The sequence below is a fragment of the Corynebacterium sp. HMSC074C03 genome, from assembly GCF_001838285.1.
Lineage (GTDB): Bacteria > Actinomycetota > Actinomycetes > Mycobacteriales > Mycobacteriaceae > Corynebacterium > Corynebacterium amycolatum.
Map to the genome: position 1 here is coordinate 140105 of NZ_KV836189.1, position 22804 is coordinate 162908.

Here is a 22804-nt window from a genome sequence, read left to right on the forward strand (position 1 = left end):
GTTCTGCCTTAAAACTTCAGCTAACAAATCCCATTAAATAAGGAGACCCCTCGATGAACCTCAAGCGTTTTTCCGCCGGTGTACTCACTGTCGCATTCGCCGCAACCGGCCTTACTGCCTGTGGCAGCTCGGATGACGCCATTCGCATCGGCACCACGGATGCCAGCAAGAAGGCCTGGACCGTTTTCGAGCAGAAGGCTTCTGAACAGGGCATTGATCTGGATGTTCAGAACTTCTCCGACTACCAGACTCCGAACCGCGCACTCGATGAGGGCCAGCTCGACGTCAATCTCTTCCAGCACATCAAGTTCCTGGCTGAGTACAACGTCGGCGCTAAGTCGGACCTGACTCCGATTGGCTCGAGCGAGATTGTCCCGCTGGCACTGTTCTGGAAGGACCACAAGTCGGTTGATGAGCTGGAGAAGGGCACCGAGGTCGTCATCCCGAACGACCCGTCCAACCAGGGTCGCGCTATTAACGTGCTGGTTCAGGCTGGCCTGCTGAAGCTGAAGCAGGATGACCTGCTGACTCCGTCCCCGGCTGACATCGATAAGGAAGCTTCCAAGGTCACGGTTCTGCCGGTGGATGCCGCTCAGACTCCGGCCGCCTACGGCGAGGGTAAGCCTGCCATTATTAATAACTCCTTCCTGGACCGCGCCGGTATCGACCCGAACACCGCCATCTTCCAGGATGACCCGAACTCCACGGAGGCAGAGCCGTACATCAACGTCTTTGTCACCAAGGCTGAAAATGCTGACGACCCGAAGTACGCGGAGCTCTCCAAGATCTGGCACTCCAAGGAGGTCCAGGACGCAGTCGCAGAGGACTCCAAGGGCACCTCGGTTCCGGTTGACCGTTCGGCTAAGGAGCTGCAGGACATTCTGAATCGCGTCGAAGAGCAGCAGCGCGAGCAGAACTAACGCCACTGCCACTTAAGTACCGCCCAACACCAGGGAACATAGACCAAGGGGCACTGATTCATTCGTGACCAACAAGGGAACGAAGCTCGAGTTCCGCGAGCTGAACAAGCAATTCGGCGACGTCACCGCGCTCGCCGACATCAACCTGACCGTTGAACCCGGCGAAATCCTCGGCGTCATCGGTTATTCCGGCGCCGGTAAATCAACGCTCATCCGTATGATTAACGGCCTGGAAAAGCCAACATCAGGGCAGGTTTTGCTCGATGACACCGACATCGTCGGCATCTCCGAGCGCCAGCTACGAGGCCTGCGCCGCAATATCGGCATGATCTTCCAGCACTTCAACCTCTTCCATTCGCGCAACGCGATTCGCAACGTTGAATACCCGCTGGAACTGGCCGGTATGCCGAAGGCCAAGCGCCGCGCTCGCGCCCAGGAGCTGTTGGAGTTCGTCGGTCTCGGCGACAAGGCGGAGTCCTTCCCAGAGCAGCTCTCGGGTGGACAGAAGCAGCGTGTCGGCATCGCCCGTGCGCTCGCCACCGAACCGACGCTCCTGCTTGCCGACGAAGCCACCTCGGCACTCGACCCGGAAACTACTTCCGGTGTCCTGGATCTGCTGCGTCGCATCAATCGCGAAATGGGTGTCACTATCGTGCTGATTACCCATGACATGTCGGTTGTGCGCGGTATCGCTGACCGCATGGCCATCATGGAAAATGGTCACATCGTCGAAACTGGTACGGTTCACGGGGTCTTCGCCAATCCCAAGACTGAGGTTGGCCGCCGCTTCGCCACCACCGCACTGCGCGATGTTCCAATTGGCCGTGAACGCGATTCGGTGAATCAGTCCGCCGAGAGCGCAGCGGCTCGCCTGATCACCATCACTATCAATGACGGTGTTGACCTCGGTGCTCTAGCACAGGCCACTAGTGCCCACGGTGTCGCCGCCTCGGTGGCACACGGTGCAGTCGCCAATGTGCAGGCGAAGTCCTACGGTCGCCTTACTTTGCGGTTGACTCCGCTGACAGGTGATTCCGCCTCGGATTCCTCTGATTTCGATGCCGCCATTGCTGCCATTTCCGAACTGACACAGGTAGAGGAGCTTGCATCATGATTGGTCTCTTAAACTCTCTGCCATCGGTGAGTGGCAAGGACACCAACTGGGATAGCCTCGGCCCAATGCTGGGCGAGGCATTCGGCCAGACGCTCTACATGGTCTGTGTCGCCATGCTGATTGGTGGTGTCGCAGGTCTGGCAATCGGCGTGCTGCTCTACACCACCCGCGATGGTGGCGTGTTGCGCAACAAGTTTGTCTACCAGGTCCTCAATGTCCTGATTAACTTTGTCCGCCCAATCCCGTTCATCATCTTGGTTACGGCCATCGGCCCACTGACAAAGAACGTGGTCGGCACCACGATCGGCACCGAAGCCGCGGTGTTCGTCATGTCGATTGCCGCCACCTTCGCCATCGCGCGCCTGGTGGAGCAGAATTTGATGTCCATCGACCCCGGCGTAATTGAGGCCGCCCGTGCGATGGGCGCAAGTCCGTGGCGCATCATCCGCACGGTCGTCGTGCCGGAGGCACTGGGACCACTGGTACTTGGCTACACCTTCGCATTCATCGCCGTGGTCGACATGTCGGCTATGGCCGGCTACATCGGCGGCGGCGGACTGGGCAACTTCGCAATCACCTACGGCTACCAGGCATTCGACTGGAACGTCACTCTGGTGACAACCCTGGTCATCATCTTCATCGTCCAGTTGGCGCAGATCTTCGGCAACTGGCTCTCCAAGAAGATTATGCGCAGGTAGCCGCACACATTAGCTAGCCATTAGCTAGCGGCGGGTTACTTCGACCGCAGCCCAGCCCTTCTTTGGCCCTGGAGCATCACCGCAGGAAGACACAACACCTTCTGTGGTGATTTTCTCCAGGGCCACTTCGTATTCCACGACCTTGTCGCGGTCGCTGGGGCCGTCGTAAAGCACGACGACCGCAGTCGTACCGTCGACGTCAACGCGTGCGACGTCGTCTACGCCCCACGCATCTGCTTGACGACGCACAGCCAACTCGGCTGCCTGCCCCTGCGGGGTGTAGATACCACGGCCGCGGCAGCCCTCTGCATGCACGATGCCCCGCTGAGCGTCTTCGATAACCCCCTTGGCGTCCACCGCACTCAGACGTCCAAAGCTGTAATTCCATGGCAGCAGTACGCTAGCCGGCGCAAAGCGGTGCCCCTTAGAGTGGGAAGTTTCCCACACGACCTCTGGGTAGAGGTTGTGCATCGCCGCAGCGAGCGGGCGACCTTTAATCGCACAGCAACGATCGCGCTTACCGTGCGTACAGATGAGAAACAGTGGATGGTCTAGACGAGTGGCCCCCTCGGTGGGCTGTCCAAGCCGGATATCCAGAGTCATCAGGTCTTTAACATCGGCAACCATGCGATGTTCGAGGAAAACCTCAGAGCCATCCGCTGACTCGCAATGCGCGATATAGACGTTAACGCCATCACACGGCTGCTGGCCGATTCGGCCTGGTTTGCGAATTAGCTGCAACGCGCCACCGCGCTCAGATAACCAGGCTTCTACCTGACCGGTGATCTCTGCTCCCCATACCCCGCCGTCAAAAATATCGTGAGACCAACCGAGTTGGTGCTCCAACGCAATAAAGAGCTTTCCGGCTTTTGCAGTACCGGGAAGCGGCTCAGCCATCTGAGCGGAACAGGTGGTATCAAATTTGGCCTGGCTCATACGCCTAAGCGTAATTGAGTGCCTCTGCGATTGGGTCTTAGGTCGCAGCGTTCACCCCTGTTTTATTACTATTGTGCAACACTTTGACAACAAATAACTTTGACCTCGACTTTTGCAGTTCAACTTGTTGAAATTCCGCAACTGCGCACATACCGTCGGACGTATGAATACGAAATCGCTGGATGCTTCGCGCACTCGTACCCGTATCGCGGCATCCCTGTGCCTCGCATTGGGTCTAGCTCTCGGTGCCTGCTCCTCTGACTCCTCCTCAGACTCGGCTGCTGCACTGTCTATGAAAACTGACTCAACCGCTGGCACCTCCGATTTGTCGAGCAGCTCTAGCAGCTCCACTAGCTCGTCTGCGGCGGCGCAAACCACCATGGATGACGATGCTGCTCCGGAGGGCGATTTCAATAGCTCCTCCGCAGAAGCTGCTCCTTCCGATGGCGCTTACTTGGGTATTCAAGATGTACGCGTCGGTTCCCACGACGGTTATGACCGCATTGTCTTTGAACTCACCGGTGAGGGCACACCGGGATACTTTGTCCGTTACGAGGATGTCCCAACCCAGCAGGGCTCCGGCAAGCCGATTTCTGTCGACGGTACAGCCAAGCTGGTAATCGACTTGCGGGGCATGGGCTACCCCTTTGATTTCCAGATGGAGGACTTCCCCTCTGACTCGGTCAAGCCGACATCGACTTCCGTTATTAAGGAAGTTGTCGGTGCCGGAACCTTCGAGGGGCAGACTCAGTATGTCGTCGGGCTCAAGGGAGATAAGACCCCGTTCAAGGTTTTCTCGTTGAGCAATCCGAACCGCCTGGTTATTGACTTCCAATCGAAGTAATCGGTTTGCCCACCGACGCACTCCTCCTCCACTGCGTCTCTACGCGTAAGCCCCCTCGATTCTCCATGCGCCGGCATGCCCTATGAGCAACCAGGCGGCGATGGTACCGTCATTCGCTACCGCACGGATTTGTATTCTTGCCGCTCGGCGAGCCTCATCGGGTACCCACCAGCGCTCATCAATCGGCCAGGGTCCAGCCCACGATGACACGCGATACGTTGTTACTCCATGTCGCACCAGGGACGGTTCCGCCGTCATGGTCGCTCGCCCAGTTACGCCCACGGTGTGCCCATCGGCGTCGAGCACTTCCACCTCTGCATTCGCGGTCGCGGGAATAATTGCCGGATTGGGGGCAAGAACAGCTCCCGGCCATGGCTGATTAATTTCCGCGGTTTTTGTGTTTTTGGGGTTTTCTCCGAAAGCGACAAATCCCACTCTTTCGCCTGGGCCACGCCCGCCTTGCATGACTGGTTGCTGTACTGCCTCTGGCCCCAGTAACCCCTGCACACGCTCGGCAGCTCGGCGCGCTTTAGCTCGCGCATCATCACTACCGTGCCACAAATCCTGCTTTACAGTCCCGGCGGCGACCACATCCAGTGGCTCTAACTGCAGCTCTACAATTCCGCGGCTATCATCTCCGTCGTTTTCCTCAGCGCCGTCAACAACTCCAGTAACAGTGCCACTGTTCCCTCGTGGCTGCTGCCGATTCCTGTTATTCAGCCAGCCATCGAGCTGCCACCGAACTCTGTCAGCCGTAGTCTGTTCTGCCAGTGGCTCAGTGCAGCGCCATACTCTGCGCACCTCTGAGCCGTCACTAAACTGCGCCACCACCGCTAAGCGGTAACACGAATACCCATGGCTAAAAAGCTGTTCATGCAGTTGCCCAGCTAGAAAGCGCGCGACGAATGAGGCCTCATCCACTCTCCGGAGTGGACTCTCCCAAGACTGGTAGCTCGCAGCCAATCCTGGTGGCAAAGATCGCGGCGCTACCAACCGCACTTCCCCACGACAGGCCAAATCATGCCATCTAGCCCCCTGCGCCCCAAACCTGTTGGCTATATCCCGCTTCGGTAACGCAGCGACATCTCCCAATGTGCGCAGACCGAGTTCCTGCCACGACTTCGCAAGCTCTGCGGGCATCTCCAGTGCACTTTCCGCCCTAAGCTCCACCAGAGAGATTCCCTGCCGAAATCTTTTGCCTTCATCCTCCCCGGGAGCTACCAGCACTCCCCGGCGCGCTGCCAAAATAGCTGTCACAATATCGTCCGCGAGCCCCAAGCTGCAGTCCACGCCCGGCACTGCAGCGGCATCAAGCAGCTTTTCCAAGGCCACATCCTGTCCGCCGTAATAACGCATTACCCCTCGCGCTGCCACAACCGCCAAGCCTGGCCGTAGAGCTTCGACCCCAGCTGCCACCGCCTCCAACCGTTGCAGCACGGACTCGAATTCCGCAGCGTCGCGCGCCGCACTTTCCTCGACAACCTCCAGCTCCGGGCACAACGCTTCCGCATGGCGACGACTCTGCCCGCGCCGTACCCCTGCACGGCGCGCACTTGGAGAACAAGCAGCTACTCCGCTATCACCCACGATCGCAATTGGACTGAGCGGGTTAGCCTGCGACGTCACAGATGCTAGATGCGCTGCCTGCACTGGCCAATCAGGAAGCCATAGCGCCACCACACGGCTCGATTCCGCCGCTGCCACTAGAACCTCCTCTGCGCGGGAAAGGCGACCACATTGTTCTGTTCCACCTGTTCCCCCACCCGCCAACGGCACTGCCTCCGCGGAAACCGCGTCCCCGACACACTGACGTGGTAATCCACTGCCCGAATCCGGCCATAACCGGTACCAATCCCGGAAACACCAGCAACAGAGCTGGAAATTTCCGACTCAGCGCCCGGCCACTGCTGCCCGACAAAAACCAGAGCACAACCACTCGTGCGCAGTCGTGCCTGCAGCGGACGTGCCTGCGACGGCGGTGGAGTGCGTGCCAACGAAGCCACCACCAAGTCAACGCCGTCCGCCAACAGCCCAATTACTTCAAGTGGCTGCATTCCAGGATCTGGCACACAGACAATGTTCGATAGCTTCCCGCCCAACTCCACCACGGAGAGCAACCCCTGCTCGGAGAGCCCAACTAGCGCAACATGACCTGTCTTCGTAACTTCCGCGATTAGGCCTGCCAATACCGCACCGGGCTGTTCAATGACACTGACAGCCCCTTTTCGCACTGCTCCTGCCAACGTATTTTCCAACGCCACCGGCACCGGCAGCGCCTCACCGAGCCCAAAGGTTGCACCAGTTGCAGTCCCACCAGACTGGGCTGCCATCGCCTGCCGCAATGCCGCAATAGTCTGCTCTCTAGACTGCCCCGCAGCAATATTGACCGCCGTTGTCACTTCTTGTTCCACCTCATCTCACTGCCATGCTCACCACGAACCCTGCTCGAATATTCTTTCCCAACAAGCGGATTAAACACTACCTTAAATAGCACGTACGTTCGATATTAATGTGCGAAGAAAAGCGCCGCACACCACCGCGCGACGCTCTAACCTCAGCCGAACACTACATTGCGTAATGCTTACGCCTTCACATCCAGGACTACATCGAATTCGAGCAAATCAGCCGACGACGACACCGGCTTGCGCTTTTCGCCCTCATGCGATGCCTTGAACGCACGGCCCTCACGCCACCCCTGGTAGGCCTCCTCGCTCTCCCACTCAGTGAAGACGAAGTAGCGGCTCCCCCCTGCGGTTGGACGCAGCAGCTGGAAACCAATAAAACCCGGGACATCGGTCATTTTCGAAGAGTTAGCGGAAAAGCGACGTTCGAGCTCTTCTCCCGCACCCTCAGGAACGGTAATAGCGTTAATTTTTACAATGCTCATGGTCATAACACTAGCCACACGACTCTCAACAATCTATAGTTCCACCGCTACTAAACTTAAGAAGTATGACTGAATGCAGCCGACACCAACACTCTTCAGGGTCTTACCAAGACGCAACTCAACGCACGACAAAATTTATCAATAATCCCGTGCGGCTGGGGACGGCGATTGGCGTCATCACCGCAGTGATTACGCTGCTCGCGCTGCTTAACGCCCATATCATCGGCTCCATTGGCTGGTGGATCATGATAGCGCTTTTACTGGCCCTCATCGGCGCCACTCTTGTCGTGCGCCAGGCAAAAACACCCACCAAAGAAACTCGGCCATCCTATTTCGCCGAGCCGATGCGTGAGTCACCAAACGACATCTCTTGGACCTCCAGCGTAAGCGTGCTGCTGATTTTCCCCGGCTCATGGATTATTGCTGCTGTCGCCGAACGAATCTCCTCTACACCGGTCGCCTGCATAGTGACCCTAGTTCTGTCCGCCATCACCGCTACCTGCGCAATCCTGCCGCGGCAATTCGGCTTCCTCCCGATGGCCGCACAACTTCCCGACGACTTCGCCCAACGCTGCCCCTACTCTGCCGACTCACCAGAGGCCCGCATCCTCGCAGTCCTCTTCATCGCACGTCTGCGCGACAACTACGTCTTCTTCACCGACCAGCTGTCTTACTTCGCCATGCTTGACGACGATGCCGTGAGCGCAGCCCTCCACACACTCGTGGCCGATAAGCGCATCACCATCACCAGGAACAATTCGGCCCTGACGGAAAAGGGCCGTGCCCGCGAGTTTGCACAACTCACAGACACGGCCCTTGCCAACTAGTGGCTTACTCCCACTCAATGGTTCCCGGCGGCTTGGAAGTCACATCCAGGACCACTCGGTTGACCTCTGGCACCTCGTTGGTAATACGCGTGGAGATCTTCTCCAAAGTGTCGTACGGAACGCGAGTCCAGTCAGCGGTCATCGCATCCTCGGAGGACACCGGGCGCAGCACAATTGGATGGCCATAAGTACGACCATCGCCCTGAACACCGACCGAGCGAACGTCGGCAAGCAGGACGACCGGGCACTGCCAGACAACCTCATCCATACCTGCGGCCGTCATTTCCTCGCGCGCAATGGCGTCGGCACGGCGGAGGGTATCCAGGCGCTCCTCATCGACAGCGCCGATGATGCGGATACCAAGCCCCGGACCCGGGAACGGCTGACGAGCAACGATTTCTTCCGGCAGACCCAGCTCACGGCCGACCGCACGGACCTCGTCCTTGAACAGCAGGCGCAGCGGCTCAACGAGGGTGAACTCAACGTCATCCGGCAGACCACCGACGTTGTGGTGGCTCTTGATGTTGGCAGTACCAGAACCGCCACCGGACTCCACCACATCCGGGTACAGGGTGCCCTGAACCAGGAAGTCCACGGTCTCGCCCTCCGGAGCGCCCTCCAGCGCCTGAGCGACAGCACGCTCGAAGGAGCGGATGAACTCACGGCCGATAGTCTTACGCTTGGTCTCCGGATCAGTGATGCCGGCCAGAGCATCCAAGAAAATCTTGGAATCGTCGACGGTAATCAGCTTCGCGCCAGTTGCGGCAACGAAATCCTTCTCAACCTGCTCGCGCTCGCCCTGACGCAGCAGCCCATGGTCGACGAAGACACAGGTCAGACGGTCACCAATAGCGCGCTGCACCAGCGCGGCGGCAACTGCGGAGTCAACGCCGCCAGACAGACCGCAAATTGCGCGACCGGTCTCACCGACCTGATTACGGACCTGCTCAATCAGCTCTTCCGCGATATTAGCGGCAGTCCAGTCCGGCTCCAGGCCAGCAATCTCGTACAGGAACTTCTCCAGAACCTGCTGACCATACGGCGAGTGGTTGACCTCCGGGTGGTACTGCACACCGGCCATTCGCTTTTCCAAGCACTCGAAAGCGGCTACCGGCGCACCCTTGGTGGACGCCGTAACGGTGAAGCCCTCCGGTGCCTCAGACACCGCGTCACCGTGACTCATCCACACCTCGTGCGTCTCCGGCACACCAGCGTGAACGACACCGCCACCGTCGACGACGTTTAGCTGCGTGCGGCCGTACTCACGGTCACCGGTAGCAGCGATCGTGCCGCCGAGTACCTCAGTCATCGCCTGGAAACCGTAGCAAATACCAAACACCGGAATGCCCAGCTCAAGCCACTCTGGGTTGAGCTTCGGGGCACCTTCGGCGTAGGCACTGGACGGGCCGCCGGACAGCACCAGCGCGGCCGGGTTCTTGGCCTTGATTTCTTCGGTCGTCGCATCATGCGAGACCACTTCGGAATAAATTTTTGCCTCGCGCACACGTCGCGCGATGAGCTGCGCATACTGCGCACCGAAGTCCACGACGAGGACGGGCTTAGTCACCTGTTCAGACACGCCCTAAAGCTTATCAAGACTTACGGACTGCAGGCATACCCAGGTTCAGTGCAGCCGGAGCATCTTCCGGCACAGCCGGGTTCACCGGAGCAATCGGTTCCAGTCGCACGTAGGACTCACCCTGAGCCGGACGCTGATCTTCCTCACCCTTGTTCGGCCACAGCGACGTTGCACGCTCCGCATTCGCGGAAATCGACAGTGACGGGTTCACCCCCGGGTTGGCTGCCATCGCCGAGCCGTCGTGAATCGAGAGCGTCGGGTAGCCCCACACGCGCAGGTACGGGTCGACTACGCCGTTTTCGGGCGAATCCGAAATCGTCGCGCCACCAATGAAGTGAGCTGTCAAAGGAATGTTTGCCAACTCACCGATAGTGCCACCAGCCAGCACACGACCATTCCGACCACGTGCATTGAGCTTATCCGACGCACGTTGCGTAGCTTCATTACCCGACGGAATCCACGTCGGATTCGGCTCCCCCTCGCCCTGCTTACTCATCAGGAAACGCACCGGCCCGATCTTTTGCAGGTACGTCGTAATCGAGTTGTCGCGATTCTGCATCACCAAAGAAATCACTGTGCGCTGCGACCACTTACGCAGGTTTACGAGCTGTGTCACGTAGTTAGGGTGCTTTACGACGGTTCCCACAGCCTGGAGCCAACGCGGAGTTGCACGGCCCCCTTCGGTCATAATCATCTGCAGCATTGCGATGGCATTAGAGCCCTTGCCGTAGCGCACTGGCTCGATATGAGTGTCCTCGTCCGGGAAGAATGACGAAGTGATGGCTACACCGTTAGAGAAGTCATTTTCCGGGTCCACCTTCGTACCCATCGCGCCCAAAATAGCCTCGGAGTTGGTGCGGGTCAGCTTGCCCAAAGACTTCGGCAGCAGCGGCAAGTACCCATCGGCCTGCTGCCGGTGCAGCAAATTCTGGGTTCCCCAGGCACCGGCGGCGAGAATGACGCGCTTAGCGCTAAACTGCTGCTTTCCCTTAGCTACCCAACGGCCAGTGCGCTCAGTGTCAATAACCCAGGAACCATCAGCCTGAGGATGCAGACCGGTAACGGTAGTGCGGTCAAAGACCTGCGCACCGAACTTCTCCGCCAAGTAAAGGTAGTTCTTAACCAGGGTGTTCTTGGCATTGTGGCGGCAACCAGTCATGCACTCACCACATTCCGTACAAGCAGTGCGGTCCGGTCCAACGCCACCAAAGTAGGGATCCGAAACTGTTTGCCCTGGCACACCCTGACCACCAGTCTTGGCACCAAAGAACACGCCCACCGGGGTTGAGCGGAAAGTATGGCCCACACCCATATCTTCGGCTACCTCACGCATGACGACGTCGGCAGGCGTGTCGGTTGGGTTGGTGACCACCCCGAGCATGCGAGATGCATTGTCATAGTGCGGAGTGAGTTCTGACTCCCAGTCGGTAATGTGCCCCCACTGACGGTGCTGAAAGTACTCGGTACCCGGCTTATACAGAGTGTTTGCGTAGTTAAGGGAACCACCGCCGACTCCAGCCCCAGCGAGAATCATGACGTCTTTCAACATGTGCACGCGCTGGACGCCAAAGAGCCCCAGCTTGGGAGCCCACAGGTACTTGTGAAGCCGCCAGCTGGTCTTGGCAAAGTCTTTATCTTCGAACCGTCGACCGGCTTCGAGAACTGCCACTCGGTAGCCTTTTTCGGTCAACCGCAAAGCAGAAACAGAGCCACCGAAACCGGAACCGACGATTACAACATCGAAATCACGTTGTTTACTCATGGGAAAAGCCACCTTCGTTAAGGGCGTAACGCTAATGCGCGGAACATATGTTCCTAACCCTAAGCGGAGGTGGCTTTTCAGTAAGGTAGTTTCACGAAAAAACTATCCGATTACTTTAACTAAAAACCCTTTGGACGTACCGATAGCTCAACGCGGTGGAAGGACTTCAGGTCGGTAAAACCGCACTTGGCCATTGCGCGACGCAGGCCGCCGGCGAGATTGCGATCACCGAACGGCGAGGCGGACGGCCCAAACAGAGCCTCTTCCAGACTGACCAGTTCCCTCTCATCTTCGACGACCTGCCACACGGCACCGCGCGGGTACTTCGGGTGTGCCGCGACAGACGGCCAGGCGTAGCCCTGCCCCGGAGCCTCATTGACGGTTGCCAGCACGCTGGACAGCGCCACAGCATCTGCGCCACAGGCGATTGCCTTAGCAATGTCCCCGGCGGTATCAATGCCGCCGTCGGCAATGATGTGGACGTAGCGACCCTCGGTCTCATCGAGGTAGTCCTTACGAGCAGCTGCGGCATCGGCAATAGCGGTGGCCATTGGTACGTCGATGCCGAGCGCACCCGGGGACGTCGTAAAGCCCGTACCGACAATCACACCAGCGGCACCGGTGCGCATCATGTGCAGCGCAGTCTGGTAGTCGACGACACCGCCGACGATAACTGGGACATCCAGGCTGCCGATGAAGTCCTTGAGGTTCAGCGGCTCACCCTGAGCAGTGACATGCTCTGCAGAAATCAGTGTGCCCTGGATAACCAACAAGTCGATGCCAGCCTTGATAGCCAGCGGAGCCAGCTCACGGGCGTGCTGCGGGGAGACACGAACTGCAGTAATCGCGCCGGTTGCGCGGATTTCCTTGATGCGCTCAACCAACAGCTCCGTATCAATCGGAGCAGAGTGCAGTTCCTGCAGCTTGCGATTCACTGCCTCGGATTCGCGCTTGGTGGCGGCGTTCTTTGCCAGCTCCACCAACTCGGCAATCTTGTCCTGCGCATCGGTGTGGCGAGCCCAAATGCCCTCGGCATTGAGAACCGCCAAACCACCCAGACGAGCAAATTCAGCGACGGATTCCGGGCTGGCGATGGCATCCGTCGGATGCATCATCATCGGGAGTTCGAAATCGTAGGCGTCAATTCGCCAGGAGGTATCGACGTCCTTGGACGACCGAGTACGACGAGTGGGAACGAGTGCAATATCGTCCAACTCGTAGGTCCGGCGTGCCTCGCGGCCAATACCGATTTCAACGATGTCGCGCATGAGCTTTCCTCACATGCCCTTTCCGTGGAATTTAACTCGACTAAGCCAGTTTAGCGCTGGTAGTAGTTCGGCGCTTCGACAGTCATCTGGATATCGTGCGGGTGCGACTCGCGCAGGCCTGCAGCGGTGATCTGGACAAACTGTGCGTCGTGCAGCTGCTCGACGGTAGCGGAACCGGTGTAGCCCATAGCTGCGCGCAGACCACCAACCAGCTGGTGAACGATGGAGTCGATGCTGCCGCGGAACGGAACACGGCCCTCGATACCTTCCGGAACCAGCTTCTCTTCGCTCTTGACGTCAGCCTGGAAGTAGCGATCCTTGGAGTAGGAGCGCTTCTCACCGGTCAGGCCGCGGCCCTGCATGGCGCCCAGCGAGCCCATGCCGCGGTACATCTTGTACTGCTTGCCGTTGACGAAGGTGACCTCACCCGGAGCCTCAGCGGTACCGGCCAGCATCGAACCGAGCATGACGGAGGATGCACCGGCCGCCAGAGCCTTGGCGATGTCGCCGGAGAACTGCATACCGCCATCGGCGATAATCGGAACGCCAGCCTTCTTAGCTGCGACAGAGGCTTCCATGATGGCGGTGATCTGCGGGGCACCTACACCTGCGACAACGCGAGTGGTGCAAATCGAGCCCGGGCCGATACCGACCTTGATGGCATCTGCACCCGCGTCAATCATGGCCTGTGCAGCGCCACGGGTAGCCAGGTTGCCGCCGATAATCTGGATGCTCTCGCCGAATTCCTTCTTAACGCGGGAGACCATCCCAAGTACACCTGAGTTGTGGGCGTGAGCGGTATCAACAACGAGCACGTCTACGCCTGCGTCAGCCAATGCGTGTGCGCGCTTCCAGGAGTCCTCGCCGGTACCGATGCCAGCACCGACCAGCAGACGGCCGGAACCATCCTTGGAAGCATTCGGGTACTGATCCTTCTTGACGAAGTCCTTGACGGTAATCAGACCAGTCAGACGGCCTTCGCCATCGACGATCGGCAGCTTCTCCACCTTGTGGGCGCGCAGCAGGTTCAGCGCCGCATCGCCAGACACACCCTGCTCAGCCACGACGAGCGGCATCGGTGTCATAATCTCGGAGACCTTGCGGTTCAAATCTGCCTCGAAGCGCATGTCGCGGTTGGTGCAGATACCGACTAGCTTGCCGTCCTTGTCGACGACCGGCAGGCCCGAGATGCGGTAACGAGCGCACTTGGCATCTACTTCGGCAATGGTGTCATCCGGGGAACAGGTCACCGGGTCGGACACCATGCCAGCCTCAGAGCGCTTCACAATCTCGACCTGCTGAGCCTGCTCCTCGATGGACAGGTTGCGGTGCAGGATGCCCATACCGCCCTGGCGGGCCATGGCAACAGCCATGCGAGCCTCGGTGACGGTGTCCATAGCGGCGGACACGATTGGAATGTTCAGACGCAGTTCACGAGTCAGCTGCGTAGAGGTATCAACAGCGGAGGGGATAACGTCCGAAGCGTCCGGCAGCAGCAGGACATCATCGAATGTAAGGCCGACTAGTGGAATCTTGTTGGGATTGTCTCCGCCGAGGCTAATTCCCGTGGGGTTGGTCATGGACTCCTCCTGCTCCACCCTTGCCGACATCCGGCCAGGGGCGCTATCGCTTCGTGGTTGCCAAACGTTATATACAGGGTAGTCCCTAAGTGATGAAACGCGACAATTAGGCGGAGCGACAGGTACCCGACAAGGGTTAGCCAAAAGCTAGCTGAGGGTTATACCAAGGTGAACTAAACCCCAACTAAGTGCATTGCCAATCGTCGGGATTGCCGTACAGAGCTGTTACGGTAGGGATTGTGAACCACGACTTTTTCTCGTCCATGCCGCGGGATCCGTTCGAAGGAGATCCCAATGACCCGGCAAGCTTCCTCGAGCCGGATGAGCCTTTCGCGCCGTTGACAGACCAGGAACGTCGGGAAGTTCTTGAAGACCTTTCCGCCGTTCGCCTATTTCGTACTGCACTGAGTCCAGAGGGACTGCTTGGCGTGTGCATGCTGTGTGAGGACTGCGGTGACGAGCACTTTTATAACTGGGATGTACTGGAAAATCACTACTTGATGCTTCTGTCAGGCCAGGAGTCCCCAGTCCACGAGCCGCAGTTCGACCCGGACCGAACCCGCTACGCCCCATGGGAATACTGCGCAGGCTTTGTCGACGGTCTGCGTTCGCGCCGACCTGGTCGTTTCTAAAAATTTGATAAGAGTTTGACGGAATTGTTTGCACAGTATCCCGGTTAGCCTCCTGGGGTTTACCAACCGTTCATTGTTGGCCTCCACACTTGAGCTCACTGCTTCAAGAAAGCTCAGTGAAGGAGACATCAAATCCGATGACGTACATCGACCACTTGCCCGGGCCCAATGCAGATTTGTGGGATTGGCAGCTGCACGGCTCTTGCCGCGGGCAGGACTCCGCAACTTTCTTCCACCCGGAAGGCGAGCGCGGACGCGCACGCAGCCTCCGCGAAGCCCGCGCGAAGGCTATCTGCCGTTCTTGCCCCGTTCTCATGCAGTGCCGTAGTCACGCACTCAAGGTTGGTGAACCATACGGCGTGTGGGGTGGTCTCAGCGAGTCTGAGCGAAATGAGATCCTTCGAGCTAAGCCGGCTGCACGCGAGCGCGAACTTGAACGCGTTCTGGTCACTGCCATGTAGGTTCTCTGCTCTTTCGGCCTCCAGCTAACTCACATAGAAACAAAAGTGCTCCCCACCCTTCGATTGAAAGGCGGGGAGCATTTCGCGTACTAGCAACTAGTGCACTAGCTCATTAGCGATTAGTGAGCGTGATCGTTCTCCGGCTCCTCTTCCGGCTTGTCCACAACGGAAGCCTCGGTAGTCAGCAGCATGCGTGCCACGGAGGTTGCGTTGACGACTGCGGAGTGAGTGACCTTGACCGGGTCGATGACACCGGACTCAATCAGGTTCTCGTAAGTGTCGGTTGCAGCGTTGTAGCCGTTGCCGTTCTCCTGCTCACCGATGTGGTAGACGACGACTGCGCCGTCCTTACCAGCGTTCTCTGCAATCCAGAAAGCCGGACGGGTCAGAGCCTTGGCAACTGCGCGAACACCGACTGCCTCGTCTCCCTCAAACTCGTCGGCAAATGCCTCGAGTTCACGGGAAATCTGCACCAGCACGGAACCGCCACCGGCGATAACGCCTTCCTGGGCTGCTGCACGAGCAGCGTTGATGGCATCCTCGACGCGCAGCTTGCGCTCGTTGACCTCGGTCTCGGTAGCAGCGCCAACCTTAATGACAGCCACGCCGCCAGAGAGCTTCGCCAGACGTTCTTCCAGCTTCTCGCGGTCCCAGTCAGAGTCGGTGCGTTCAATCTCGGCACGAATCTGGTTACGACGCTCTTCCACAGCCTCAGCGGTGCCAGCACCGTCAACCAGGACGGTCTCATCCTTGGTAATGGTGATGCGGCGCGCATTACCCAGCACCTCAAGTCCAACGTCCTTGAGCTGCATGCCGGTGTCAGCCGTAACGACGGTTGCACCGGTGACGACTGCCAAGTCATCCATGAACGCCTTACGACGGTCACCGAAGTACGGTGCCTTCACTGCGGCAACCTTCAAGGTCTTGCGCATAGCGTTGATAACCAGCGCGGACAGAGCCTCGCCCTCGATATCCTCAGCCATAATCAGAGTCGGCTTGCCGGACTCGGCAATCTTCTCCAAAATCGGCAGGAACTCTGGCAGGGAGGAAATCTTCTCGCGGACCAGCAGCACCTGTGCACCGTCGAGAATTGCCTGTTGAGCCTCAACGTCGGTGATGAAGTACGGGGAGAGGAAGCCCTTATTAAAGGACACGCCCTCAGTCACGGACAGCTCGGTGGCAATCGACTGCGACTCTTCAACAGAGACGACGCCGTCCTTGCCAACCTTGTCCATAGCACCTGCAACCAGGTCGCCGATTTCAGTGTCACGCGAGGAAACGGTTGCCACCTGAGCGATGGCAGCGGAGCTGCTCACCGGGGTGGCACGCTGCTTCAGCAGTTCAACAGCCTTATCGGATGCAGCGTGGATACCGCGGTTCAGGGAAACCGGGTTTGCGCCAGCTGCAACATTGCGCAGACCCTCGTGGACCAGCGCCTGTGCCAGCAGCGTTGCGGTAGTAGTGCCGTCACCGGCAACGTCATTGGTCTTGACCGCAACAGACTTAACCAACTGAGCGCCGAGGTTCTCGAACGGATCCTCAACGTCGATATCGCGGGCGATGGTCACACCGTCATTGGTGACCAGCGGACCACCGAAGGCCTTGTCCAGGACAACGTTGCGACCCTTCGGGCCAAGCGTGACCTTGACTGCGTCGGCAAGCGTGTCCACACCGCGCTTGAGGCCTTCGCGAGCCTCTTCGTTAAAAGCAATAAGCTTCGCCATGTGTGGGTACGTCCTCCCTTTAGTTCTCGATAACAGCCAGGATGTCGCGCTGCGACAGCAGCAGGTACTCCTCGCCCTGGTACTTCAGCTCAGCGCCGCCGTACTTGGAGAAGATGACGATGTCACCCTCCTTGACGTCCATAGGAATGCGGTCATCGTCATCGGCCCAGCGACCCGGACCAACTGCAATAACGGTGGCCTCCTGCGGCTTCTCCTTAGCGGAGTCCGGGATAACCAGGCCGGAAGCCGTGGTGGTCTCTGCTTCGTTGATCTGGACGAGGACGCGGTCCTCCAGCGGCTTGATGTTGACGTTCGCCACGATGAATTCCTCCATACATGCGGTGATGTGATGTTCTTGTGCCGGTTGGTCTGCCGTGCACAGCCGTCGTCGCGGGTGAACAACTGTGTGTCAAACAACCTTCGTTAGCACTCTACCCCTGCAAGTGCTAACACTCAACAATAGTGAGCGCTAATGCTAGTTAGTCAGCTTGTCGGGGTTGCAAGCCATCCGATCGAACACCGTAACCGTCATTCCGTGTTCTTCGATGTATTCATCGCTAAAGCAGGGACCGCCCGAGCCGGTTGTGTAACGACTGTCTGGCTCCCTCCTTTGCCAGGCACCTTCGTCCCATTGGTAAACCACCAGTCCACCGCTGTTTGCGCGTCCACCCAGTGCCCACCATCCGTCACAGGCGACGACCGTAAAGTTCTCCTCCGTAGTCGGGAACGCCGATGCCTCGCAATCCCCACTAATCGGATACTCAGAGCTAGCCGTACTCGTGGTTTCCCTAGTCTTTGTTGCTGTCTTCTTCGCTTCCTTCTCCGTGGACGTCGTGGTCTCTGACCCCTCGCATGCTGTCACCGCATTCTGGAAACCAACCGGGGCGCCTTCTCGCTTCAGCCGGTCCATGTCGAAGCAGGCGTAGTCACTGGGCGATTGTGTCCCGTGGCGCTCGTATTCAGCCCATCCCGAACCGCCCCAGCGCCACGCGCCGAATCCACCGGTGCCTTCAACCCCAGTCACAGCCCACTGGCCATCACAAAAATGAACAACGAATCGACTTGCATCATTGACGAAAGCCGATGCCGCACAGCGTTCCTTCTTGGTCTTCTCCGGCGACTTCACCTTCACGGTCTCCGTCGCAGTCGCGGTAACAGTACGCTTCGGCGCTGCTTCATCCTTGGCGCCTGCACCAAGCCACTGTTCACCTCGACCCCTCACAACTAGGTAAAGCACCGTCGCTACAGCGACAATCAAAACAAGCAGCAGCGTGACCATCGCCCATAACACTCCCCGACCACGGCCGCGCTGATCTTCACCTTGCGGTGCTTGCGACTGTGGTGCAAACAGCTCAGTCTGATCTTGCGAATTATCGGATGGCTGAAGCTCCCACTCGCTGTAGTCTTTACTCATTTTTGGGCAAGCGCTTTCCTGTAGTTGTTCTGCAATCGACGACAGAGAAACAAGTCATAGTCAATTAACGGAATTTAACACGGGTCTGAGTGGTAATCAGTCTCATTTTTCATTGCGCGCACGTTTCCGCCCCACTGGCGCTTCAACGAGCAAGCTTCTTCCGCGCTACCAGCATCGAAGTAGACAGCGTAAACGTCCTTGTCCTCATAGGAAGGCCTCAATGACGGACACAGCCCAGGCGTGGCGTACCGAAGGTCCGAGTCCTGCTCAAGCGCACGTGCCAATTCCTGCCGCGTTGTCGAATTGTTGCCGCCTATCACGGACTGGACAATCACCACATAATGACCGTCACACGCCAGGCTCGCCGGCACAATGGTTCCCCGAGAAGTCTCAACCGAAGAAATAAAGCCGGAGTTTTCCCGCCACACCGGTTCCTGCTGAACCTGCGTTTCAGTCTGCGTCTGGGTAACTGTTTTCGTCGACGTTATCTCCGCAGGCGTTTGCTCCACGCTTGACGACGACTCTTGCGCCACCTCTACCACGGGCAAACTGATCCGCTCGGTTTTTACTCCCCACGCCAGGTAACCGAGCACGGCGACCAACGCGATAGCCACGACTGCAACAAGTGACCAGACCAGACCGCTGCGCGTACTGCTACCACTACCGCCAGATACTGGCGCGAACTGCTGTGTCTCCGCCCACTCGGACTGGTTCGATTGCTCGGGCTGCTCAGGGTTCAGTTCCCACTGATTGAAATTACCGCTCATTGCACTACAGGCTCTTCCACTGGCATGGATGGGTCGGTCGGACAGGCGTAACCAGAGGGCTTAGCTCCCGCGGCGATGAGGTAGGCGGCAGCTGCGCCAATCATGACACCATTATCAGTACACAGCTTAATCGGGGGCACATGCAGAGTAATTCCCGCCGACGTAGCCCGCGCCGCTGCGAGTTCACGCAACCTCGAGTTCGCAGCTACACCGCCACCGAGCAGCAGAGTGCTCGCCCCCACATCCTGAGCGGCGCGAACGGCCTTCTTCGTCAACACATCGCAGACCGCTTCCTGGAAGGAAGCACAGACGTCTTCGACCGAGTACTCACGACCTTCCTTCTCCGCTGCCTCGACATAGCGGGCCACGGCTGTCTTCAAGCCGGAGAAGGAGAAGTCATGGCGCGCATCCTGCTGGCGCATCATGGCCCGAGGAAACGCGATGGCCTTGCGATTTCCCTGCTTAGCCAACTTATCGATAATCGGGCCGCCCGGGTAACCCAACCCCAGCAACCTAGAAACCTTGTCGTATGCCTCTCCGGCCGCGTCGTCAAGCGTCGATCCGAGCTCCTCCATCGGACGACCAACCCCCTGCACACGCAGCAGCTGCGTGTGCCCGCCGGAAACTAGCAGCGCCACTGCATTGGACAGATCCGCGCCGTCGAGAGCTCCGACAGCAACGTGGCCACCAAGGTGGTTAATGCCGTAGAAAGGCACACCCCAGGCGGCGGCATAGGCCTTCGCGCCTGCCGAACCAACCAGCAGCGCACCGGCGAGACCAGGCCCCACGGTTGCGGCGACGGCATCTGGGATAAAAGTTTCGATACCGAGCTTGGCAGCTGCTTGCGCACGCGCCTCGGAAACCACTGGCTGCAGGGCTTCCAAATGAGCGCGGGAAGCAATCTCCGGGACTACACCGCCGAAGCGGGCGTGCTGTTCCATGGAGGATGCGACGACGTCGGCAAGCACTTCCACCTCTGGAATGGCTGGGGTGCTGGTGTCCGTGTCGTCGTAGCGCACACGCATCACTGCAGCGCCTGTCTCATCGCAGGAACTCTCGATTGCCAGCAGGGTCAACTCGGTCATAGCAGTAATGGTACTAGCGCGGCACCGGGTCGCTTACCAGCGACCGAGCTTAAATCTCGAGGCGACCGAGGTTCCTCACAGCGGCACGCCAGAGGGCGTATTCCTCCGGGTAGTCATCGCGGTAGTGACGAACGGCACGCATGCCGTGCTTGATGCGTTCGATCTCCTCGTCCCCAATGTCCTCGCCCTCGGCATCGACGAAGACAACCGTTCCACAGATAGCGGTGGTCGGGTCGGTGAAGAAAGCGGAGTTACCCGTGGCTGCCTCATTGCGGCCGAGGGACGCGACCGGGTTCGGTTCAGCGCCCTCAGCCTTGGCCGTCGGGTTGTACAAAGCGGCGTAATCGGTGCCATCTTCCTGGAACACCACAGAAACCCGGTCGGTGGAAACGCCACCGAGGAAGGTAGCGGCGGCATCCAGCTCGAATTCGATGATGCGATGCGTCAGGTCAGGGTTCACCAGAAAACCTTTAATCATGGACACAGTGGTACCGCACCGACCCCGCTCCCGCATCTCGAGGGCGATACCCCCGCTACGGACGCGGAATGTTACGCAGGTTCGACCGTGCCATGTTGATCATCTGGCCAACGCCACCACCGAAGACGGTGCGCGTAGCGGCCTTGGAGAATCCCATCAGCATGTCCCAGGTGATATTCGCCGGAATGGACAGAGCGTTCGGGTCGGTGACCATGTCCACCAGTACCGGACCGTCGTAGGCCAGCGCCTCCTGAATCAGGCGGGGTGCATCGGCCGGATCTTCAATGCGGATGGCCTTGATACCCAGCGACTCCGCGACTCCCGCGTAGTCGACTGCCCCGTGGTCGGTCTGGTGCTCCGGCAGACCCTGGACCAGCATTTCCAACTTGACCATGCCGAGCGAGGAGTTGTTGAACACAAACATCTTGATCGGCAGCTGCTGCTGCTGCACGGTGATGAGCTCACCGAGCAGCATTGACAGGCCACCGTCACCGTTGAAGGTAATGACCTGACGGTCCCGGTCAGCAGCCTGCACACCAATGGCCTGCGACAGTGCATTGGCCATAGTGCCGTGACGGAAAGAACCGATCTGCTCTCGCCTGCCATTCGGCGTGACGTAGCGTGCAGCCCAGACATTGCCCATACCGGTGTCGACGGTGAAGACGGCATCGTCATCGGCGTACTTATCAATCAGGTCGGCCACATACTCCGGGTGAATCGGGCGCATGTTCTCAACGTCATGGGTGTATGCCTCGATGACGTGGCTGAGCAGGCGCTCGTGGTTCCGCAGCTGCTTGTCCAGGAAGGAGCGGTCGGTCTTTTCATCCAGGTACGGCAGGATGGTTTCGATCGTTGCAGCCACATCGCCGACGACTGGGTACTTCACCGTGGTACGACGACCGATGGCGCGACCATCGATATCGACCTGGGCGACGTTCTTAGTCGGCAGGAAGTCGTTGTACGGGAAGTCAGTACCGAGCAGAATCAACAAATCAGCATCGTTAGAGGCATCGTGGCAGGCGCCGTAGCCCAGCAGTCCGGACATTCCGACGTCATAGGGGTTGTCGTACTGGATGTACATCTTGCCACCCAGCGCATGCCCCACCGGCGACTTAATCTTCTCCGCAAGCTTGAGCACCTGTTCGCGGGCATCCTTCACACCTGCGCCACAGAAAAGCGTGACGGTTTTAGCCTCATTGATTGCGTCGGCAAGCGCGGCGGCCTGGCCGGCATCAGGGAATACGACTGGGCGACCGCTGCTGATAGTGGAGGTGACGAACTCATCATTTTCCACTTCATGCGTTGTAATGTCGCCCGGCAGAACCAGCACGGAAACACCGTGGCCAGTCATGGTCGACTGGATAGCATGATGCAAAACGACGCCACCCTGCTCAGCGGAGTTCACCATCTCGCAGTAACCGGAGCACTCGTTGAAGATAAACTCCGGATGGGTCTCCTGGAAGAAATTCGAGCCAATCTGGCGAGAAGGAATGTGCGATGCCAGCGCCAGCACCTTTGCGCCGTTGCGGTGGGAGTCATAGAGGCCCTGAATGAGGTGGGTGTTACCCGGACCGCAAGAGGCCGCACACACTGCTAATTCGCCGGTGACCAGGGACTCGGCACCGGCAGCGAAGGCCGCAGCCTCCTCGTTGCGGACGTGCACCCACTCAATGGAGGACTCACGCACCGCGTCGACAATGGGGTTCAAACTATCTCCGACGAGTCCGAAGATTCGCTTGACACCTTGATTCTCTAGGGTTTCTACGAGCTGCTTTGCAAAGGTTTTAGCCATGTGACCGGTCTAGCGCAGAATAGTCGCTACGTCAAC

At 58.7% G+C, this 22804-nt stretch carries 22 protein-coding genes; 7 read left to right on the forward strand and 15 right to left on the reverse strand.

The features are described from left to right. Positions 1-53 precede the first annotated feature (53 nt). The 3 genes from HMPREF2847_RS00770 to HMPREF2847_RS00780 all read left to right on the forward strand — a co-directional run bounded on the left by HMPREF2847_RS00770 (position 54) and on the right by HMPREF2847_RS00780 (position 2732). Positions 54-920 (forward strand): MetQ/NlpA family ABC transporter substrate-binding protein, encoded by an 867-nt coding sequence (locus HMPREF2847_RS00770; RefSeq protein WP_070851186.1) that lies wholly within the window; start codon positions 54-56, stop codon positions 918-920. Positions 921-984: 64 nt separating this feature from the next. Beyond that, positions 985-2034, forward strand: a complete 1050-nt coding sequence (locus HMPREF2847_RS00775; RefSeq protein WP_038627760.1) for a methionine ABC transporter ATP-binding protein — start codon at positions 985-987, stop codon at positions 2032-2034. Between the two features lie 65 nt (positions 2035-2099). Continuing rightward, on the forward strand, positions 2100-2732 hold the full coding sequence (locus HMPREF2847_RS00780; protein WP_224433327.1) for a methionine ABC transporter permease: 633 nt from the start codon (positions 2100-2102) through the stop codon (positions 2730-2732). Positions 2733-2756: 24 nt separating this feature from the next. Here HMPREF2847_RS00780 and HMPREF2847_RS00785 read toward each other — a convergent pair whose 3' ends face one another. Beyond that, positions 2757-3668 carry a sucrase ferredoxin gene (locus HMPREF2847_RS00785; RefSeq protein WP_070851187.1) on the reverse strand — a complete coding sequence of 304 codons (912 nt, stop codon included), beginning with the start codon at positions 3666-3668 and terminating at the stop codon, positions 2757-2759. Between the two features lie 163 nt (positions 3669-3831). Here HMPREF2847_RS00785 and HMPREF2847_RS00790 point away from each other — a divergent pair, with 163 nt between their 5' ends. Beyond that, positions 3832-4512, forward strand: coding sequence for an AMIN-like domain-containing (lipo)protein (locus HMPREF2847_RS00790; protein WP_049190345.1), 681 nt, complete (start codon positions 3832-3834; stop codon positions 4510-4512). A gap of 39 nt (positions 4513-4551) precedes the next feature. Here HMPREF2847_RS00790 and HMPREF2847_RS00795 read toward each other — a convergent pair whose 3' ends face one another. The 3 genes from HMPREF2847_RS00795 to HMPREF2847_RS00805 all read right to left on the reverse strand — a co-directional run bounded on the left by HMPREF2847_RS00795 (position 4552) and on the right by HMPREF2847_RS00805 (position 7399). Then, positions 4552-6216 (reverse strand): Y-family DNA polymerase, encoded by a 1665-nt coding sequence (locus tag HMPREF2847_RS00795; protein WP_070851188.1) that lies wholly within the window; start codon positions 6214-6216, stop codon positions 4552-4554. Beyond that, on the reverse strand, positions 6216-6911 hold the full coding sequence (locus HMPREF2847_RS00800) for a hypothetical protein (protein ID WP_070851226.1): 696 nt from the start codon (positions 6909-6911) through the stop codon (positions 6216-6218). The genes HMPREF2847_RS00795 and HMPREF2847_RS00800 overlap by 1 nt, the downstream gene beginning before the upstream one ends. Before the next feature lie 182 nt (positions 6912-7093). Then, on the reverse strand, positions 7094-7399 hold the full coding sequence (locus tag HMPREF2847_RS00805; RefSeq protein WP_070851227.1) for an antibiotic biosynthesis monooxygenase family protein: 306 nt from the start codon (positions 7397-7399) through the stop codon (positions 7094-7096). A 149-nt stretch (positions 7400-7548) separates the two neighbouring features. On the opposite strand from HMPREF2847_RS00805, the gene HMPREF2847_RS00810 reads away from it, so the two are divergent. Then, a complete protein-coding gene (locus HMPREF2847_RS00810; protein ID WP_246821880.1) occupies positions 7549-8226 on the forward strand; it encodes a hypothetical protein in 678 nt (225 codons plus the stop codon). A 4-nt stretch (positions 8227-8230) separates the two neighbouring features. On the opposite strand, the gene guaA is transcribed toward HMPREF2847_RS00810, so the two are convergent. The 4 genes from guaA to guaB all read right to left on the reverse strand — a co-directional run bounded on the left by guaA (position 8231) and on the right by guaB (position 14415). Continuing rightward, on the reverse strand, positions 8231-9805 hold the full coding sequence (gene guaA / locus HMPREF2847_RS00815; protein WP_070851190.1) for a glutamine-hydrolyzing GMP synthase: 1575 nt from the start codon (positions 9803-9805) through the stop codon (positions 8231-8233). 13 nt (positions 9806-9818) lie between these two features. Next, complete coding sequence (locus HMPREF2847_RS00820; RefSeq protein WP_070851191.1) at positions 9819-11567, reverse strand: FAD-dependent oxidoreductase; 1749 nt, start codon at positions 11565-11567, stop codon at positions 9819-9821. A 119-nt stretch (positions 11568-11686) separates the two neighbouring features. Continuing rightward, positions 11687-12835: a GuaB3 family IMP dehydrogenase-related protein gene (locus HMPREF2847_RS00825; RefSeq protein ID WP_070851192.1), complete on the reverse strand. Its 1149-nt coding sequence runs from the start codon at positions 12833-12835 to the stop codon at positions 11687-11689. Between the two features lie 50 nt (positions 12836-12885). Then, a complete protein-coding gene (gene guaB, locus HMPREF2847_RS00830; protein WP_070851193.1) occupies positions 12886-14415 on the reverse strand; it encodes an IMP dehydrogenase in 1530 nt (509 codons plus the stop codon). Positions 14416-14654: 239 nt separating this feature from the next. Here guaB and HMPREF2847_RS00835 point away from each other — a divergent pair, with 239 nt between their 5' ends. Beyond that, positions 14655-15047, forward strand: coding sequence for a DUF5319 domain-containing protein (locus HMPREF2847_RS00835; RefSeq protein WP_070851194.1), 393 nt, complete (start codon positions 14655-14657; stop codon positions 15045-15047). Between the two features lie 137 nt (positions 15048-15184). Next, positions 15185-15508 carry a WhiB family transcriptional regulator gene (locus HMPREF2847_RS00840; RefSeq protein ID WP_016422117.1) on the forward strand — a complete coding sequence of 108 codons (324 nt, stop codon included), beginning with the start codon at positions 15185-15187 and terminating at the stop codon, positions 15506-15508. Between the two features lie 119 nt (positions 15509-15627). Here HMPREF2847_RS00840 and groL read toward each other — a convergent pair whose 3' ends face one another. From groL to HMPREF2847_RS00875, 7 genes are all read right to left on the reverse strand, one after another. Next, a complete protein-coding gene (gene groL / locus HMPREF2847_RS00845) occupies positions 15628-17232 on the reverse strand; it encodes a chaperonin GroEL (RefSeq protein WP_070851195.1) in 1605 nt (534 codons plus the stop codon). A 19-nt stretch (positions 17233-17251) separates the two neighbouring features. Then, complete coding sequence (groES, locus tag HMPREF2847_RS00850) at positions 17252-17551, reverse strand: co-chaperone GroES (protein WP_070851228.1); 300 nt, start codon at positions 17549-17551, stop codon at positions 17252-17254. 156 nt (positions 17552-17707) lie between these two features. Then, positions 17708-18646: a hypothetical protein gene (locus HMPREF2847_RS11700; protein WP_246821882.1), complete on the reverse strand. Its 939-nt coding sequence runs from the start codon at positions 18644-18646 to the stop codon at positions 17708-17710. Between the two features lie 74 nt (positions 18647-18720). Beyond that, entirely contained in the window at positions 18721-19413 is a 693-nt protein-coding gene (locus tag HMPREF2847_RS00860; protein ID WP_070851196.1) for a hypothetical protein, read from the reverse strand. Then, a complete protein-coding gene (tsaD, locus tag HMPREF2847_RS00865) occupies positions 19410-20489 on the reverse strand; it encodes a tRNA (adenosine(37)-N6)-threonylcarbamoyltransferase complex transferase subunit TsaD (RefSeq protein WP_070851229.1) in 1080 nt (359 codons plus the stop codon). The genes HMPREF2847_RS00860 and tsaD overlap by 4 nt, the downstream gene beginning before the upstream one ends. A gap of 58 nt (positions 20490-20547) precedes the next feature. Continuing rightward, entirely contained in the window at positions 20548-20976 is a 429-nt protein-coding gene (locus HMPREF2847_RS00870) for a hypothetical protein (protein ID WP_070851197.1), read from the reverse strand. A 55-nt stretch (positions 20977-21031) separates the two neighbouring features. Next, entirely contained in the window at positions 21032-22768 is a 1737-nt protein-coding gene (locus HMPREF2847_RS00875) for a pyruvate dehydrogenase (RefSeq protein WP_070851198.1), read from the reverse strand. Positions 22769-22804 lie beyond the last annotated feature (36 nt).